Annotated in this window: 12 protein-coding genes; 8 read left to right on the top strand and 4 right to left on the bottom strand. The window is 74.4% G+C overall.

Going from position 1 to position 17,002, the window contains the following annotated elements; all coding sequences use genetic code 11:
• Positions 1–9: 9 nt before the first annotated feature.
• The 5 genes from ACTVZO_RS31205 (at position 10) to ACTVZO_RS31185 (ending at position 6,988) form a co-directional block, all read left to right on the top strand.
• Positions 10–1,182, top strand: a complete 1,173-nt coding sequence (locus tag ACTVZO_RS31205; protein WP_443301494.1) for an FAD-dependent monooxygenase — start codon at positions 10–12, stop codon at positions 1,180–1,182.
• Positions 1,179–2,096, top strand: a complete 918-nt coding sequence (locus tag ACTVZO_RS31200; RefSeq protein ID WP_443301493.1) for an SDR family oxidoreductase — start codon at positions 1,179–1,181, stop codon at positions 2,094–2,096. Before ACTVZO_RS31205 ends, ACTVZO_RS31200 begins: the two co-directional genes overlap by 4 nt.
• Before the next feature lie 414 nt (positions 2,097–2,510).
• On the top strand, positions 2,511–4,271 hold the full coding sequence (gene paaN, locus ACTVZO_RS31195; protein WP_443301492.1) for a phenylacetic acid degradation protein PaaN: 1,761 nt from the start codon (positions 2,511–2,513) through the stop codon (positions 4,269–4,271).
• Positions 4,268–5,485, top strand: coding sequence for a helix-turn-helix transcriptional regulator (locus ACTVZO_RS31190; protein WP_443301491.1), 1,218 nt, complete (start codon positions 4,268–4,270; stop codon positions 5,483–5,485). The genes paaN and ACTVZO_RS31190 overlap by 4 nt, the downstream gene beginning before the upstream one ends.
• A 51-nt stretch (positions 5,486–5,536) precedes the next feature.
• Complete coding sequence (locus ACTVZO_RS31185) at positions 5,537–6,988, top strand: FAD-dependent oxidoreductase (RefSeq protein ID WP_443301490.1); 1,452 nt, start codon at positions 5,537–5,539, stop codon at positions 6,986–6,988.
• A gap of 49 nt (positions 6,989–7,037) precedes the next feature.
• Here ACTVZO_RS31185 and ACTVZO_RS31180 read toward each other — a convergent pair whose 3' ends face one another.
• Complete coding sequence (locus tag ACTVZO_RS31180; protein ID WP_443301489.1) at positions 7,038–7,763, bottom strand: 3'-5' exonuclease; 726 nt, start codon at positions 7,761–7,763, stop codon at positions 7,038–7,040.
• 97 nt (positions 7,764–7,860) lie between these two features.
• Complete coding sequence (locus ACTVZO_RS31175) at positions 7,861–9,111, bottom strand: SAV2148 family HEPN domain-containing protein (RefSeq protein ID WP_443301488.1); 1,251 nt, start codon at positions 9,109–9,111, stop codon at positions 7,861–7,863.
• Positions 9,112–9,385: 274 nt separating this feature from the next.
• Between ACTVZO_RS31175 and glgX the strand changes: the two genes are divergently transcribed.
• Complete coding sequence (gene glgX / locus ACTVZO_RS31170; protein ID WP_443301487.1) at positions 9,386–11,500, top strand: glycogen debranching protein GlgX; 2,115 nt, start codon at positions 9,386–9,388, stop codon at positions 11,498–11,500.
• On the opposite strand, the gene ACTVZO_RS31165 is transcribed toward glgX, so the two are convergent.
• Positions 11,485–12,774: an MFS transporter gene (locus ACTVZO_RS31165; protein WP_443301486.1), complete on the bottom strand. Its 1,290-nt coding sequence runs from the start codon at positions 12,772–12,774 to the stop codon at positions 11,485–11,487. The genes glgX and ACTVZO_RS31165 overlap by 16 nt on opposite strands.
• 82 nt (positions 12,775–12,856) lie before the next feature.
• Between ACTVZO_RS31165 and treY the strand changes: the two genes are divergently transcribed.
• Positions 12,857–15,112, top strand: coding sequence for a malto-oligosyltrehalose synthase (gene treY, locus ACTVZO_RS31160; protein ID WP_443301485.1), 2,256 nt, complete (start codon positions 12,857–12,859; stop codon positions 15,110–15,112).
• A gap of 121 nt (positions 15,113–15,233) precedes the next feature.
• On the top strand, positions 15,234–16,502 hold the full coding sequence (locus tag ACTVZO_RS31155; protein WP_443303323.1) for a M14 family zinc carboxypeptidase: 1,269 nt from the start codon (positions 15,234–15,236) through the stop codon (positions 16,500–16,502).
• Here the strand turns inward: ACTVZO_RS31155 and ACTVZO_RS31150 are convergent.
• Positions 16,499–16,975: a GNAT family N-acetyltransferase gene (locus ACTVZO_RS31150; RefSeq protein WP_443301484.1), complete on the bottom strand. Its 477-nt coding sequence runs from the start codon at positions 16,973–16,975 to the stop codon at positions 16,499–16,501. The genes ACTVZO_RS31155 and ACTVZO_RS31150 overlap by 4 nt on opposite strands.
• Positions 16,976–17,002: the final 27 nt, after the last annotated feature.

Below are 17,002 nucleotides of genomic sequence, written 5' to 3'. Positions count from 1 at the left end.
ATGACACGGATGACACACCGCAAGAAGGCCCTCGTGATCGGTGCGGGGATCGGCGGCCTGACCGCCGCGATCGCGCTGCGCGAGGCGGGACTGGACGTCGAGGTCCACGAGCGGGCGGGCGAGCTGCGGGCAGCGGGCTCGGGCCTCTCGGTGATGAGCAACGCGATCGGCGCGCTGGACTCGCTGGGCGTCGGCATCGACCTGGAGAAGCGCGGGGAGGCCCTGCGCTCGTACCACGTCAAGACGGCTTCGGGCCGGCTGATCCGGGAGTTCCCCTTCCCGGACATCATCGGCAGGCTGGGGGTGCCCAGCGTGCTCATCACCCGGGCGGACCTCCAGCAGGCGCTGCTGGAGGCGGCGGAGGGCATTGCGCTGCACCTCGGCGCGGCGGCCACCGCCTTCGAGACGGAGGGGGTGCCGGGCGGCGGCGTGCGGGTCTCGTTCGAGGACGGGAGCAGCGCCGAGGGGGACGTGCTGATCGGGGCGGACGGCTTCAACTCCGCGGTCCGCAGGCAGCTGGTGGGGCCGGAGGACTCGCAGGACAGCGGCTACATCTGCTGGCTCGCGGTGGTCCCGTTCTCGCACCCCCGCTTCACCCCGGGCTCGGTCACCCACTTCTGGGGCAGCGGCAAGCGCTTCGGGCTCGTGGACATGGGCGCGGGACGGCTGTACTGGTGGGGCACGAAGAACATGCCGGCCGAGCTGTCGAAGGACTGGAAGGGCGGCAAGGCGGAGGTCCTGCACGCCTACGACGGCTGGGCCGACGAGGTGCGCCAGGCGATCCTGGCCACCCCGGAGGAGTCGATCATCGCGGTGCCCTCGCGGGACCGGGCGTTCCTGGAGCGCTGGGGCCGGGGTCCGGTGACCCTGCTGGGCGACGCCGCGCACCCGATGCTCACCAGCCTCGGCCAGGGCTCGGGCATGGCGATCGAGGACGCGGTGGTGCTCGGGCGGGCCCTGAAGGACGCGCCCGACCTGCCGCGGGCCCTGCGCCGGTACGAGGACGAGCGGCGGGAGCGGACCCGGGGGATGGTGGCCGCCTCGCGCGGCATCAGCTCCTTCGAGCAGTCCGAGGACCCGTTCCGCCGGCCGGTGCGGGACGCGTACTTCCGGTTCATGCCGCAGAGTCGGCTGACCCGCACGCTGGAGGACGCCCTCACCTTCCCGGCGGTGGCCGGATGACCGCCCCCGCTTCCCGTAGGAGTCAGCTCGTGTCAGCCGCTTCGAACCGCACCGCCCTGTCGCCGCGCGGCCGGTCCGTCCTGGTCACCGGGGCCTCCTCCGGCCTCGGCCGGGTCTGCGCCCTCCAGCTGGACGAGGCGGGCTTCAGGGTGTTCGCCGGGGTCCGCAAGGAGGCCGACGCCCTGGCACTGGCCGAGGCCGGCGCGCACGGCCGGATCGTGCCGGTGCTGGTGGACGTGACCGACGAGAAGTCGGTGGCCGCGGCCGCCGAACGGGTTTCGGCCGAGGTGGGCGAGGACGGCCTGTGGGGGCTGGTGAACAACGCGGGCATCTGCGTGTCGGCCCCGCTGGAGTGCGTCTCGCCCGAGCGGCTGCGCCAGCAGCTGGACACCAACGTGGTGGGGCAGCTCGCCGTCACCCAGGCGTTCCTGCCGCTGCTGCGCCGTACCCGCGGCCGGGTGGTCAACGTGACCTCGGGCCTGGGCAGTGTGGCGATCCCCTTCCTCGGGGCGTACGCGGCGGCGCAGTTCGCCAAGGAGGCCCTGACCGACGTCCTGCGGCGGGAGCTGGCGCTGCAGGGGGTGGACGTGGCCCTGGTGCAGCCCGGGGCCATCATGACGCCGATCTGGGGCAAGGTCTCCGACGTGGCGCGGGCCGCGATGGACGGTGTGCCGGAGCAGCTGGCCGAGCTGTACCGGATCCCCTTCAACCGGTTCCTGCACCAGAACGAGAGGCAGGCCCGGGAGAGCCCGACCCGTCCGGAGGACTTCGCGGAGACGGTCCGGCAGGCGCTGACGGCCCGGCGGCCCAGGACCCGCTACCGGGTGGGTCCGGACGCCCGGAAGGTGAGCGTGCTCGCGCGGGTGCTGCCCGACACGGCCCTCGACCGGTACCTGCGGCCGATCACCCAGTAGCCGCGGGGACCGGAGGGTTCCGGCCTGGGTGATGGGTGCGGCCGCTGAAGAGGCCGTACAGAACAAGCCAGTTGGCACGCCCGCCGGGAGGCGGGGAGCGGTGGTATCGCGCCAGATGATGGCCGATAGCGGCAAGTTGCGCGTGATATGGCCATCGTCACAGTTTGACCCGTCTTCTCGGCGGGCGTGCCCAACGTCCCAGATCCGGCCGGGATTTCATCCCGTGTCCCCCCGGCCGGAAGTCCGCCCTGCCTCCGTTCTCGCGCTCCACGGTGTGAACGGCCCGTCAATTCCCTGCATGACCTGACTCCGCCGTGGGTGCGAACCAGCCGAATTAGCGTGACCACCAAGGCTTTCCGGACTCGCCGACCCCGGACCGGACCGACCCCTACCGCTCGACGAAGGATGAGGACCATGGCGCACACCGTGCGGCCGCCCGTTCCCGAAACCCGCGCCGACGGCGGCGCGTTGACCCGATTCGCCGCCCGGCACCGCGAGACCCTGGAACGGGCCCGCGAGGTGATCCGCACCCGCGAGCACTGGTCGCCGTACGCGGAGGACCCGGAGGATCCACAGGCCTACGGCCGGGGCGCGAGAACCGCCGGCGAGGCCTCCTTCCGCCGGCTCCTCGGCCGGCCCTTCGACCTCGGACAGCCCGGCCGCGACGGCACCGTGGGCCCCGCCCCGCACGCCGGCGGCGAGCGCTCCCCGTACGGCGGCCCGCTGGAGGTCTCCTACCCGCACTGCGACCCCGACGCCCTGCTGCCCGCCATGCTGGCGGCCCTGCCCGCCTGGCGCGACGCGGGCCCCGGGGCCCGTGCCGCGGTCTGCGCCGAGATCCTCCACCGGATCAACGCCCGCAGCTCCGAGTTCGCGTACGCGGCCGTGCACACCAGCGGCCACAACTTCCTGATGGCCTTCCACGCGGGCGCCGTCCACGCCCAGGACCGCGGCCTCGAGGCGGTGGCCCGCGCACTCGACGAACAGACCCGGCTGCCGGCCGCCTCGGTCTGGCGCAAACCCCAGGGCGACGGCCGGGCCGTCACCCTGGCCAAGACCTTCAAGGCGGTACCCCGGGGCGTCTCCCTGGTCATCGCCAACCGTGTCTTCCCCACCTGGAACAGCTACCCGGCCCTCTTCGCCTCGCTGGCCACCGGCAACCCCGTCCTGGTCAAACCGCACCCGGCGGCCGTCCTGCCGCTGGCGCTCACCGTCCGGATCGCCCGCGAGGTGCTGACCGAGGCCGGCTTCCCCGCCGACCTGGTGTGCCTGGCGTCCGAACACCCCGGCGAGGGACTGGCCCGCGCCCTGGCCACCCGCCCCGAGGTCCGCCTCGTCGACTACGCAGGCACCACCGGCTTCGGCCGGTGGCTGGAGGACAACGCCCGCCAGGCACGCGTCTTCACCTCCGGATCCGCCGTCAACACCCTGCTCGTGGAGTCGACCGGCGACTACCGCGACATGCTCGCCAACCTGGCCTTCTCCGTCTCCCTGTACAGCGGGCAGCTGTGCACCAGCCCGCAGAACCTGCTGATCCCGCGCGACGGGATCGGCACCGACGAGGGGCACCGGACGTACGCGGAGATCGTCGCCGACCTCGGCGCGGCGCTGGCCGCGCTGCTCGCCGACGACACCGAGGCCGCCGGCATCCTGGGCGCGCTCCTGGGACCCCCGGTCCTGGAGCGGCTCGAACGGGTGATGGCCGGGAAGGCCGGGACCGTGGCCGTCCCCTCCCGCGCCGTACGCGACCCCGCGCATCCGGAGGCGGTCATCCGCACCCCGGCCGTCGTGACCCTCGACGCGGACCGGGCCGAAGACCGGGCCACCCTGCTCGCCGAATGGCTCGGCCCCGTGGTCTTCGCCGTCGCGGTGGACTCCGTCGCCGACGCGGTCGCGCTGGTCTCCCGGACCACCCGCGAATGCGGCGCGCTGTCCGTCGGGCTCTACTCCACCTCGCCGGAGGTGGAGGCGGCGATGGAAGCCGCCTGCGCCGAGGCCGGCGTGATGCTGTCCGCGAACCTGATGGGCGACTGGTACATCTCCCAGTCGGCCGTCTACTCGGATCTGCACGGCACGGGCATGAACCCGTCGGGCAACGCGGTCTACTGCGACGCCGCGTTCGTGGCCGCGCGCTTCCACACCGTCGGCGTACGGCGCTACGGCGGCTCGATATGAACGGCACCCTCACCCACATGCCGCTGCGCGGACGCGAGCGGGAGATGCGGCTCATCCGCGAGGTGCTGGAGTACGGCCGCCGCTCCGGCCCCGCCGTCCTGTCGATCGAGGGCATGCCCGGCATCGGCAAGACCCGGCTGCTCCGGGAGGCCGCCCTCCTCGCCGACGGCCTGGGCTACGCCGGCCACCACCCCGACCCGTGGACCGATCCCCGGCACCCGCGCCGCCGCACCGCTCCGGCCCGGCACACCCGGGGCCGGCCCGGCCGCTGCCACGCCCCGGCGGGGCCCGTGCTCGTCCTGGTCGACGACACCCGCCGGACCGTGGACGGCCCGCCGCGGATGCCCTTCACCCCCCGCGAGCGGCCCGGCGGCGACCCCGTGGTCTGGCTGGTGGCCCACCGGCCCGGCGAGGGCCCGGCGCTCCCGGCCGGGCTCACCGGCCGCAGCGAGCACCTCGCGCTGGGCCCGCTGGGCCCGTCCCCCTCGCTGAGCCTGGCCCGCGACCTGCTGGGCGCGCCGCCCTCGCCCGCCCTGGTACAGCTGCTCGACCAGGCCGGCGGGCATCCGCGGCTGCTGATCGAGCTGCTCACCGGGCTCCAGGAGGAAGGCTCCGTGGAGACCGCGGACGACGAGGTCCGGCTGCTGACCTCGCGGCTCCCCGCCCGCCTGGCCACCCGGGTACGGGCCACCCTGGAGCACTTCTCCCCCGGCTGCCGCCAACTGCTGTGCGTGGCCTCGCTCCTGGGGTGCGAGGTGGTCTACGAGGACCTGGCGCTGATGCTGCGGACCTCGGTGTCCGCCCTGCTCCCGGCCCTGGAGGAGGTGGAGGCGACCGGCGTGGTGCGCAACGACGGCGGCCGGGCCGTCTTCTCCAACCCGCTGCTGCGCCGGCTCATCTCGGACTCCATGCCCGACTCGCTGCGCCTGTCCCTCCAGCGGGAGGCGGCGGCGCTGCGGGCGACGGCGGGCTTCGCCGAGGTGCCGGCCGCCGGGCCGGAGCTGAGCGAACAGCAGCGGGTGCTGGTCGGGCTGGTCCGCGAGGGCCTCACCAACCAGCAGATCGCCCGGCGCCTCGCGCTGTCCCCGCACACCGTCAACTACCACCTCCGGAAGCTGTTCAAGACCTACGGGGTGAGCTCGCGGATCGACCTGCTGACGGCGGCGGAGCACCTGGACGCCGCAGGCCGGGCCGCACGGGCCCGCCAGAACTGACCCGCACCTGCACCTCACGCCGCACCGCACCGACCGTGGAGAACCCGTACCGTGACCGATCCCGATCTCGTCCTGGCCGGCACCTGGCCCCGCCCCGACACCCCGCCCCCGGCCCGGCGCACCGCCTGGCTGCGGGACGCCCTGCACGCCGAACCCGACGACGGGCGCTCACCGCAGCTGCTCGACGAGGTGCGCTGCGACGTCCTCGTCGTGGGCGGCGGCTTCACCGGCCTGTGGACCGCCCTGGAGATCCTGCGGCGGGCGCCGGGCACGGACATCGTGCTGATCGAGGCCGATGTGTGCGGCGGCGGCGCCAGCGGCGCCAACGCGGGCTACCTGATGCCGATGTGGGCCCGCTTCAGCAGCCTCGTGGCGATCGGCGGGCCCGAGGAGGCGCGCCGGCTGGGCGAGGCCTCCGCGCAGGCCGTAGACGACATCCTCGCCTTCACCGAGACCCACGGCATCGACGTCGAGCACACGCGCGGCCCGTGGCTGTGGGCCGCCTCCTCGCCGGCCCAGCACGGGGCGTGGCGGCAGACCCTGGAGGACCTGCGCAGGGCCGGGACGGAGCCGCTGCACGAGGTGTCCGCCGCCGAGTCCCGGCGGGCGGTCGGCACCCGCAACCACTTCGGCGGGGTCCTCGACCCGGGCTGCGCCACGCTCCAGCCCGCCAAGCTGACCCGCGGCATGCGCCGGGTGGCGATCGAAGCGGGTGTCCGCGTCCACGAGCGGACCCCGCTGACCGCCCTTCGGGCCGGGCACGGGGGCGCCACCACCGCCCACACCCCCTACGGACGGGTGTCAGCCGAACGGGTCGTGCTCGCCATCAACGCCTGGGCCGGGCAGCTGGAGGACCTCGGCCGCCGGATGGTGACCGTGGCCAGCGACACCGTCGTCACCGAGCCCGTTCCGAAGCTGCTCGCGGACCTCGGCTGGGACGGGCGGACCTCGGTCTGCGACTCCCGCCGCAGGCTGAACTACTACCGCACGACCCCGGACGGCAGGCTGGTCTTCGGCAAGGGCGGCTCCGGCGTGGCCTTCGGCCAGAGCGGGGCCGGCACCCTGTGGGGCGATCCGCTGCGCCCCGCCGAGCTGCGGCGCCAGCTCTCCCGGCTCTTCCCGGAGCTCGCCGGCGCGCCCGTGGACGCGGCCTGGACCGCCCCCGTGGAGTACTCGACCACCTCGCTCCCCTTCGCCGGCTGGCTGAAGTCGGTGCCCGGGGTCTGCTACGCCACGGGCTACTCGGGGGACGGGGTGGGGCCCTCCCGGCTGATGGCGAAGGTGCTGGCCTCCCTCGTGCTGGGCACGAAGGACGAATGGTCGGGCTCGGCCTTCACCCGCCCGCCCGGCGGCTGGATCCCCCCGGAGCCGGTCCGCTACCCGGGTGCCCGGCTGATCATCCCGGCCCTGCGCGCGGTGGAGCACCGCGAGGACCGCGGCCAGGGCGTACCGGGCCTGGTGAAGCGGCTGGCCTCGATCGACCCGTCCGCCTTCCGCCTCTGAACCCGCCCGGCCGTCCCCCTACCCGGCCGTCTCCCGCCCGGCCGTCCCCCTAACCGGCCGCCGGCACCAGGCCCCGCAGCGGCCACGCCGTGTCGATCACCGCGTCCGGGGTGCCCTGGCGGCGCAGGTAGGACTGGAAGTCGCGGGCCCACCGGGCGTGCCAGGTGCCCTGGCGGTCGTGCAGGTCGGCCGGGGTGAGCGCGGCCACCTCGGGATGCCGCTCGGCTATCGCGCGGGCCACCTCGACCGCGGCCAGGGCGTCCGCCCCGGCGTCGTGCGCGGCGTCGAGGGTGACCCCGTACACCCCGCAGACGGCCTCGAGCGTGCGCTTGCCGCGCCGGTACCGGTCCACGGCCCGGTCGATGGTCAGCGGGTCCACCACCGGCCCGGTCGCCGCCCCGCCCAGCCGGTCGGCCAGCGAGGGCAGCCCGTGCCGGGCCAGTTCCGCGGAGAGCAGGGTCAGGTCGAAGGCCGCGTTGTAGGCGACGACCACCGCGCCGCCGCGCCAGTGCCCGACCAGGGCCTCGGCGACCTCCTCGGCCACCTCCCGCACCGGCCGGCCCTCGGCGACGGCCCGCTCCGTGCTGATCCCGTGGATCGCCGAGGCCCCCTCCGGGATCGGTATCCCCGGGTCCGCGAGCCAGCCGCGCCGCTCGCGCACCTCGCCGCCCCGCACCTCGACCACCGCCGCCGTCACGATCCGCGACTCCCCCGGCTCCGTGCCGGTCGTCTCCAGGTCGAATCCGATCAGCACACCGCCGTGCCAGTCCCCCATCACGCGCCCTTCCCCCCGTACACCTTCGGTCAACGACTTTCAGCCTGCCACGGGCCACTGACAGGCCGGCCGCCGGGGGCACGGCGCGGGGGCGGCGTCACGACACGGGCCGGGAGTCCTCCCACACCGATTCGAATTCCTCGCGGTACGTCGTGAACAGCCCGTGGTCGGCGTCCTTGGGCACGCCGCGGCCGCCGCCGCGCAGGACCAGGACCGGGGATTCCATGCCGCGGGCCCGGCGCAGGTACGACTGGACGACCGCGATCCCCGAGGACTGGCCCTCCACCAGGTAGGCGGTGAACCGCGGGGTCTCGTCGAAGACGTGGATCTCGAACCGCGACGGGTCCCGCAGCCCCGCCCGGACCCGGCGGACGTGCAGGATGTTCATCTCCACCGAGCGGCTGAGCTCGCCCTTGCGCAGCCCGAGCTCGCGCTCGCGCCGCTTGACCGCGCTGCTCGCCGGGTTCAGGAACAGCAGCCGCACCCGGCAGCCGGCCTCGGTGAGCCGGACGAGTCTTCGGCCCGAGAAGTTCTGGACCAGCAGGTTGAGGCCTATGCCGATGGCGTCGAGCCGGCGCGCCCCGCCGAACAGGTCCTCCGCGGGCAGCTGGCGCTGCAGGCGCACCCGGTCCGGGTGGACCGAGATGACGTCCGCGTACCGGTCGCCCACCAGGTCCTCGACGGCGTCGATCGGCAGCCGGTCGGCCGACGGGCTGCCCGCGCCGCCGCCCAGCACCTCCAGCAGCCGCGCCGAGGCCCGTTCCGCCTGTTCCAGCACCGGCCGCGACAGCGCCCGGTTGCGGGAGACGACGTTGCGGGTGACCTCCAGCTCGTCCAGGGCGAGCTCGATCTCGCGCCGGTCGTCGAAGTACGGCTCGAAGCAGGGCCAGTGCTGGACCATCAGCTCCCGCAGCTGCGGGAGCGTCAGGAAGCTCAGCACGTTGTCGTCGGCCGAGTCGAGGAGGTACCCCTTGCGCCGGCTGACCTCGCGCACGGCGACCGCCCGCTGCACCCACTCCTGCCCGGCGGGCCCGGCGGCCGCGACCACCCAGTCGTCCCCGCCGTGCACGGGCTCGTAGATCGGCCGCAGCACCGCTCCGACCACCGACCGCAGCCGCTGTTCGATCAAGTTCAGCCAGATGTACGCACGGCCCGCGCGTTGCGCCCGCGTACGGACCTCGCTCCAGGCCTCCGCGCCCCAGTCCAGCTCGGCACCGGCCGGGGCGCTGTCGGCCGCCTTCGGGGCCAGCGACACCGCCCCGGTCACGACCCCCGCCGACGGTGCGTCCGCGGGGCCGCCCTCGTGACCGCTGTCACCAGGGGGCAGCTCCAGACCTCCCGAGCTCACCCGTGCACCGCCTTCTGCGTCTGGACGCCCGTCTCCAGTGATCACGGAAGGGTACTCCGCGCGCGCGGCCCGGTGCAGCCCGATGGCCCGTACACCGGCTGTCCGTTGACCCATTATCCGATGCCCACACAGTCGTCCGACCCGCATATCAGCTCTGCGGGTCACCCGGAGAGAGCAACCCAAGTCCGCGCGTGAGGCCCCTCTTTCGGGGAAGATCTGGCAGTGACGCGGTCCAGCCGGATCAGCCGGAGCAGGATGGGAAGAGTCGTTATCTATGCAGGTCTGGCCGGGACAGGCGTATCCGCTCGGTGCCACGTACGACGGCGCCGGCACCAATTTCGCGGTCTACTCGGAGGCCGCCCGACGCATCGAGCTGTGCCTCCTCCACGACGACGGGTCGGAGTCCGCCGTGGAGCTGCGCGAGACGGACGCCTTCGTCCGGCACGCCTACCTCCCGGGCGTCATGCCGGGCCAGCGCTACGGGTTCCGCGTCCACGGCCCGTACGAGCCCGACCGCGGCCGGCGCTGCAACGCCGCGAAGCTGCTGCTGGACCCGTACGCGCGGGCCATCAGCGGCCGGGTGAACTGGAACGAGGCGGTGTACGGCTACCACTTCGGCCGGCCCGACTCCCGCAACGACCTGGACTCCGCCCCGCACACCATGAGCTCCGTGGTGGTGAACCCGTACTTCGACTGGGCCAACGACCGGCCGCCGCGTCACGAATACCACCACACCGTGCTGTACGAGGCCCACGTCAAGGGTCTGACGATGCACCATCCCGAGCTCCCCGAGGAGCTGCGCGGCACGTACGGGGCGCTCGCGCACCCGGCGGTCATCGGGCACCTGACCAAGCTCGGGGTGACGGCGCTGGAGCTGATGCCGGTGCACCAGTTCGTCAACGACCACCGGCTGGTCAACGACGGGCTGAGCAACTACTGGGGCTACAACACCATCGGCTTCTTCGCCCCGCACAACGGCTACGCCTCGGGTGACCGCGGCCAGCAGGTGCTGGAGTTCAAGTCGGCGGTGCGGGCCCTGCACGAGGCGGGGATCGAGGTGATCCTCGACGTGGTCTACAACCACACGGCCGAGGGCAACCACCTGGGTCCGACGCTGTCCTTCCGCGGGCTGGACAACTCCTCGTACTACCGGCTGGCGGAGGACCCGCGCCACTACATGGACACCACCGGCACCGGGAACTCGCTCCTGATGCGCTCCCCGCACGTGCTCCAGCTGATCATGGACTCGCTGCGGTACTGGGTGACCGAGATGCACGTGGACGGCTTCCGCTTCGACCTTGCGGCGACGCTGGCCCGCCAGTTCCACGAGGTGGACCGGCTGTCCTCGTTCTTCGACCTGGTCCAGCAGGACCCGGTGGTCAGCCAGGTGAAGCTGATCGCCGAGCCCTGGGACCTGGGCGAGGGCGGCTACCAGGTGGGCAACTTCCCGCCGCTGTGGACCGAGTGGAACGGCAAGTACCGGGACACCGTACGGGATTTGTGGCGCGGGCAGCCGCGCACGCTGGCGGAGTTCGCGGGGCGGCTCACCGGCTCCTCGGACCTCTACCAGGACGACGGCCGGCGCCCGCTGGCCTCGATCAACTTCACCACCTGCCACGACGGTTTCACCCTGCACGACCTCGTCTCCTACAACGAGAAGCACAACGAGGCCAACCGGGAGGGCAACCGGGACGGCGAGACCCACAACCGGTCCTGGAACTGCGGGGTCGAGGGGCCGACCGAGGACCCGGAGGTGCTGGAGCTGCGCGAGCGGCAGATGCGCAACTTCACGGCCACGCTGATGCTGTCCCAGGGCGTGCCGATGCTCAGCCACGGCGACGAGTTCGGCCGCACGCAGGGCGGCAACAACAACGCCTACTGCCAGGACAACGAACTGTCCTGGGTGGGCTGGCCGGAGCCCGGCAAACCGGCGCCCTCGCTGCTGGAGTTCACCCGGCGGATGGTGTGGCTGCGCCGCGACCACCCGGTGTTCCGGCGGCGCCGGTTCTTCCACGGGCGGCCGGTGGAGGGAACCCACGACGAGCTCTCCGACATCGCCTGGTTCACCCCGCACGGCGAGGAGATGCGGGCCCGTGACTGGCAGGCCCAGCACGCCCGGGCGCTGACGGTGTTCCTGAACGGGGAGGCGATCTCCGAGCCGGGGACGCGCGGGGAGCGGATCACCGACGACTCGTTCCTGCTGATGTTCAACGCGGGCGCCGATCCGCAGGAGTTCACCGTTCCGGCGGGGCACGGGGCGCAGTGGCGGCTGGTGGTGGACACGGCGCGGCCGGACGTACTGCCACCCGGCATCGGGCCGCAGTTCGCGGCCGGGGACCGGGTGGCGCTGACGGGACGGTGTCTGGTGGTGCTTCAGCGCCCGGCGTAGGCGGAGCTCTCGCCCACGGACGGCGAGCCGGCCTGCTGGGCCGGGATGAAGACCGTGCCGTGCGTACGGGCCGCCGGCACCCTCGTGACCAGGGCGAGGGCCAGGCAGAGCGCGGCGGCCCCCACGGCCACCGCGAAGGCCGCGGCGGGCCCGTAGGACTCCGCGAGCCGCCCGGAGAGCGGCAGCGCGAGGGCCTGCCCGGCGACCAGGGCGCTGGCGGCGAAGGCCATCGACTCGGCGAGCCGGGCGGGCTCCACCACCCGCTCGGTCAGGGCGAACGCGGTGATCAGGTGCGGGGCGTAGGCCGCGCCGAGCACGGTGACGACCAGGTACAGCGGCCACAGGGCGCCGGTGAACAGCAGCGGCACGGAGAACACCAGGGCGGCGCCGGTGGCCACCCGCCAGCGCAGCCGCAGCCCGAAGCGGGCCGGCAGCGCGCCGAGCGAGATGCCGACGACGGCGCTGACGACGCCCATGGCGGCGTACACCACGGCGGCCTGCTCGGGGACGCCCAGCCGCATGGTGAGCGCGGCGATCCCGGCCTGGCAGGCGCCGAACATGGCGCCCTGGAGGGCGAGGGAGCCGCGGACGGCGTGGACCACGCGCGGCTGGCGGACCCGGCGCTCCCGGCGGCCCCGGGCGCGGGGCCGCGCGGGGCGCCCCGCCGTGACGGCGGCGGTCGGGTGCAGCGCGAAGGCCGTGCCGAAGACGGCGACGAGGACGGCCGCCCCGCCGAGGGCGATTGCGGGGTGCGCGACGATCGAGGCGAGCCCGACGAAGGCGGGGCCGAGGACGAAGGAGACCTCGTCCAGGGTGCCTTCGAGCGAGTGCACGGCGCCGACCACGCCCTCGTCGGACTTGGCGCGGTGGGCGAGGGCCACGGAGCGGGTCCGGGCAAGCGGCCCGATCAGCGGGATGGAGGCGCCCGCGACGGCTCCGACGGCGGCGAGCGGGAGGGTGGCGAGGTGGCCGAGGGCCCCGGCCACCAGGGCGGCGGTCGCGAGGGCGTTGACCGCGGCGGCCGTCAGTACGACGGGCCGCTGGCCGTGCCGGTCGGCGAGCCGGCCGAGGACGGGTCCGAAGACCACCTGACCGGCGGAGAGCGTGCCGCCGACGATGGCGCCGGTGGCGATCGAGCCGCTGGTCTGGGCGACCAGCACGACACTGCCGAACTGGGACATCGCGACGGGCAGTCGGGCGAAGAACGAGACGAGGGGGAGAAGGGGCCCGGTCAGGGCGATGACTCTTCGATAGGTGTTGACGGTTCCAACCACTTGAGCAACGCTAACCCGACGCAGTCACTCGTATGCATTGGGTAATGGCACGGAATCCGGCAGGCTGGGTACGTACGTTCTCATGAGCCTGCCGCGGTCACCCAGCCCATGGGAATCTGATGTTCCGACACCTGTCACTCCGGCGTCGACCTACCGTCTCCAGCTGCGTCCGGAGTTCCCGTTCGCGGCGGCCGAGGCGGCCGTTCCGTACCTCTCCTCGCTGGGCGTGTCCCATCTGCACCTGTCGCCGGTGCTGGAGGCGGTGCCCGGTTCGGCGCACGGGTACGACGTCACCGACCACTCCCGGGTGCGCGGGGAGCTCGGCGGCGAGCCGGGCCTGCGGTCACTGGCCGCCGCCGCCCGGGCGCACGGGCTGGGCCTGGTGCTCGACATCGTGCCGAACCACATGGCGGTACCGGCGCCGCTGCGGCTGAACCGGCCGCTGTGGGAGGTGCTGCGCGAGGGGCCGGGCTCGCCGTTCGCCCGCTGGTTCGACATCGACTGGGAGGCGGGCGGCGGGCAGGTGCTGCTGCCGGTGCTGGCCGGACCGGCGGCGTCCTGCGAGCTGACGGCCGACGGGGACGTACTGCGCTACGGGGAGCAGGAGTTCCCCCTGCGGGAGGGGACCGCGGGGCTGGAGCTCCCCGAGCTGCTGGCCGCGCAGTGGTACCGGCCGGCCTGGTGGCGGGAGGCCCGGACCGGACTCAACTACCGGCGTTTCTTCACCATTTCGGAGCTGATCGGGGTCCGGGTGGAAGACCCTGAGGTGTTCACGGCCACGCACGCCAAGGTGCTGGAGCTGGTCCGGGACGGGGTGGTGGAGGGGCTGCGGATCGACCACGTGGACGGGCTGGCGGACCCGGAGGGCTACCTGCGGCGGCTGCGGGAGGCGGCGGGGCCGCACTGCTGGGTGGTGGTGGAGAAGATCCTGGCCAGGGACGAACGGCTGCCGTCCGCCTGGCCGGTGGCGGGCACCACCGGGTACGACGCGCTGCACCGGGTGGACGGGGTGTTCACCGATCCGGACGGAGCGGCGGAACTGGCCCGGCGGTTCGGCGAGTCCACCGGGAGTCCGGCGTGGGAGCGGATCGCGCAGGCCTGCGCGCGCGAGGTGCTGACCGGCGACCTGGCCGCCGAGCTGGGCGCACTCGAACGCCGGGCCGGGCCGGACCTCGCCTGCGCGGTGCGGGAGTTGCTGATCGCCTACCCGGTCTACCGCCCCTACCCCGGCGAGCCCGAGCCGGATCCGCGGGCCGTGGAACGGGCGGCCGCGGCGGCCGGTCCCGGCGCGGTGGCGGGCGTACGGGAGCTGCTGCTGCGCGATCCCGCGTTCGCGGCCCGCTTCGCGCAGACCTCGGCCGCGCTGCGGGCCAAGTCCCTGGAGGACCGGGCGTTCTACCGGTACGCACCGCTGCTGTCGGCCACCGAGGTCGGCGGGGATCCGGGTCGGCCCGCGGTCCGCGCGGCGGAGTTCCACACGTACTGCGAACGGCTGGAGCGGGACTGGCCCCGCTCGGGGACGGTGCTGTCCACCCACGACACCAAGCGCAGCGCGGACGTCCGGGCCAGGATCTCGGTGCTGTCGCAGGCGCCCGGGCCGATGGAGGGGGCCGCGGACGGGGCGGACCCGGCGCTGGCGTGGACGGCCCGGCAGACCGCGCTGGGGCTGGGCCGGGCCCCCCAGGCCGTGCCCCGGCTGACCGAGGCGCTGCTCAAGGGGGTCCGGGAGGCGGGCCTGCGGACCAGCTGGACGGAGCCGGACGAGGCGTACGAGGCGGCGGTGGCCGGGTACGCGCCCGGGCCGCTCGACCTGCCGCCGGAGCTGGCGGAGGCGGCCCGGGCCAATGTGCTGGGCATGGCGCTGCTGCATCTGGCGATGCCGGGGGTGCCGGAGGTGTACCAGGGCTCCGAGACGGAGTACCGGGCCCTGGTCGATCCGGACAACCGGCGGCCGGCCCGCTTCCCGCGGGAGGCACTGGCCCGGCTGGACGCCGGAGCCGGTCCGGAGGGGCTCGCCGAGGAGAAGCTGGCGCTCACGGCCGCGGTGCTGCGGTTGCGGCGGGACCGGCCGGAGCTGTTCAGCGGGTACGCCCCGCTGGCGGCGCGGGGGCCGGCGGCGGACCACTGCCTGGCCTTCAGCCGCTCCCCGGGCCTGGTGGTGGTGGTCACGCGGCTCGCCCACCGCCTGGCCCTGGCGGGCGGCTGGCGCGATACGGTCCTCCCCCTGCCGCCGGGCCACTGGACCGCCCTCCCGGACGGCACCCCGCACGAGACGGAGGCCCCCCTCCCCCTCCTCCTGGCCCCGGCCCCCGTCCGCCTCCTCCTCCGCACCGCCTGACCCCGAGACGGGGGGCCGGGTCCGGGCCGGGGACCGGGGGCCCCGGCCTCTCGGCCCCGGTGGGGGAACTGTGAGGGCTGCGCAGCAGTAGGGGCGGGGCCCGGCGGGCATGGCATCCCTTGTGACCCTCCTCCGCGACATGCGCTACCCCACACCGCACGAGCTCGCCCTGGCCGCCCGGGCCCTCGCGGACGAACACCCCGCCTCGGTCCGGCTGCGCCAGGCCGGCACCTCCCGGGCCGGGCAGCCCCTCTGGCTGCTCTCCCTCGCGGCCACCGGCCGCCCCCTCCGGGACGTCCTCGTGGTCGCCGGGGCCCACGCCAACGAACCCGTCGGCGGCGCCACCGTGCTCTCCCTCGCCCGCCGGCTCCTGCACGAGCCCGGCCCGCGCACCGGCTGCGGCTGGCACTTCCTGCTCTGCGCCGATCCCGACGGCGCCGAACTGCACCGCACGCCCCGGCCGTACTCGCTGCTCGACTACCACCGGCACTTCTTCCGGCCCCCCGGCCCCGAACAGCCCGAGTGGGCGCCGTCTTTACTGCCCCCGGACCGGCTGCCGCCCGAGACCCTCGCCCTGACCGCGCTGATCGACGAGCTGCGGCCCGTGCTCCAGGTCTCGCTGCACGCCACCGACCTCGGCGGCTCCTGGGTGCAGCTCACCCGTGACATATCCGGCCTCGCCGAGCCCTTCGGCAAATCGGCCGCCGAGCTGCGCATCCCGGTGGAGAACGGGGCCTCGGACGCCGCCGGCTGGCCCTCCCCGGGGCCCGGGATCTTCGTGATCCCGCAGCCGGGGAGCGAGGCCGCCGGGGCCTTCCACCCCGAGGACACCAGACTCAGCACCTGGTACCACGCCCACCGTTACGCCGGCACCACCGCGATCGTCGAAGTCCCCATGTGGGCCTCGGACCTGGTGGACGACCCGACTCCGCACCCCGACCCGCGCGGCGCCCTGCGGCTGCTGGCCGCGCGGCTCGGCGAGGACACCGCGCGGGTGGCCGCCGTACGGGAGGCGATCCGACGCGGCCCGCTGCCGTACGAGGATCCGGCCGCGGCGCCCCTGCTGCGCGCGGTGGACTGGACCCTCGCGCTGATCCCCCGGATCACCGCCGAGTGGGCCGGCGACGGGGCTCCCAGCGAGGCCACCTCGGCGTACGTCGCGAGCATCGACGCCTTCGGGCGCCGCCTGTCGCTGCGCGCCGCCGCGATGCTGCTGCGGGTGCTGCGCACCCAGGGCCATCCGTCGGCGCCTGGGCTGGACCGGCTGGTCACGGGGTGGTGCGAGGACTTCGCGGCCCGATTCCAGGCCCGCTGGGTCCCGGTCGCCACCCAGGTGGAGCACCAGTCCCGCACCGTCCTGGCCGCGTACGAACGCCTGATCGCGCCCTAAGGCCTGTCGGAGGCGTCCACGGGCAGGCCGTACCGCCGCTTGGGCAGGCCCGTGGCGCCCAGCCGGTCGTAGAACCGGATCGCGCCCTCGTTCCAGTCGGGGGTCTGCCACTGGACCTGCCCGAGGCCGAGCTCGCGGGCCAGCTCCCGCACTCCGTCCACCAGGGCGGCGCCCAGCCCGTGGCCGCGGGCCTCCTCGGCCAGGTAGAGGCAGTCCATGTGGAGGTAGTGGTCCGCGTCCCAGAAGGAGAACTCCGCCGAGCAGGCGGCGTATCCGGCGACCCCGCCGTCCGGGGCCTGCGCGAGCAGCACCCACATCCGGGCGTCCTCGGCGAAGAGCCGCCGCCCGAGCCGCTCGGCGAGGTCCGGCGGCCGGGGCGCGGACTTCTCGTACGCGATGTGCTCCCGCATGAGTTCGACCAGGCGCGGCAGGTCCCCGACGCGTGCGCGGCGCACGACAGGCATGTGTTCCATGCCCTCCACCCTGCACCACGGTCCGGC

It is taken from the genome of Streptomyces sp. IBSNAI002 (assembly GCF_052244475.1).
Taxonomy (GTDB): domain Bacteria; phylum Actinomycetota; class Actinomycetes; order Streptomycetales; family Streptomycetaceae; genus Streptomyces.
Note: the sequence above shows the minus strand (reverse complement) of the source record. Positions and strands in the feature narration are given on the sequence as shown.

Coding starts and splice junctions, on each gene's coding strand:
- paaN (WP_443301492.1), top strand. CDS start 2,511: ATGGCGCACACCGTGCGGCCGCCCGTTCCCGAAACCCGCGCCGACGGC.
- ACTVZO_RS31180 (WP_443301489.1), bottom strand. CDS start 7,763: ATGGGGGACTGGCACGGCGGTGTGCTGATCGGATTCGACCTGGAGACG.
- ACTVZO_RS31150 (WP_443301484.1), bottom strand. CDS start 16,975: ATGGAACACATGCCTGTCGTGCGCCGCGCACGCGTCGGGGACCTGCCG.
- ACTVZO_RS31205 (WP_443301494.1), top strand. CDS start 10: ATGACACACCGCAAGAAGGCCCTCGTGATCGGTGCGGGGATCGGCGGC.
- glgX (WP_443301487.1), top strand. CDS start 9,386: ATGCAGGTCTGGCCGGGACAGGCGTATCCGCTCGGTGCCACGTACGAC.
- ACTVZO_RS31200 (WP_443301493.1), top strand. CDS start 1,179: ATGACCGCCCCCGCTTCCCGTAGGAGTCAGCTCGTGTCAGCCGCTTCG.
- treY (WP_443301485.1), top strand. CDS start 12,857: ATGAGCCTGCCGCGGTCACCCAGCCCATGGGAATCTGATGTTCCGACA.
- ACTVZO_RS31190 (WP_443301491.1), top strand. CDS start 4,268: ATGAACGGCACCCTCACCCACATGCCGCTGCGCGGACGCGAGCGGGAG.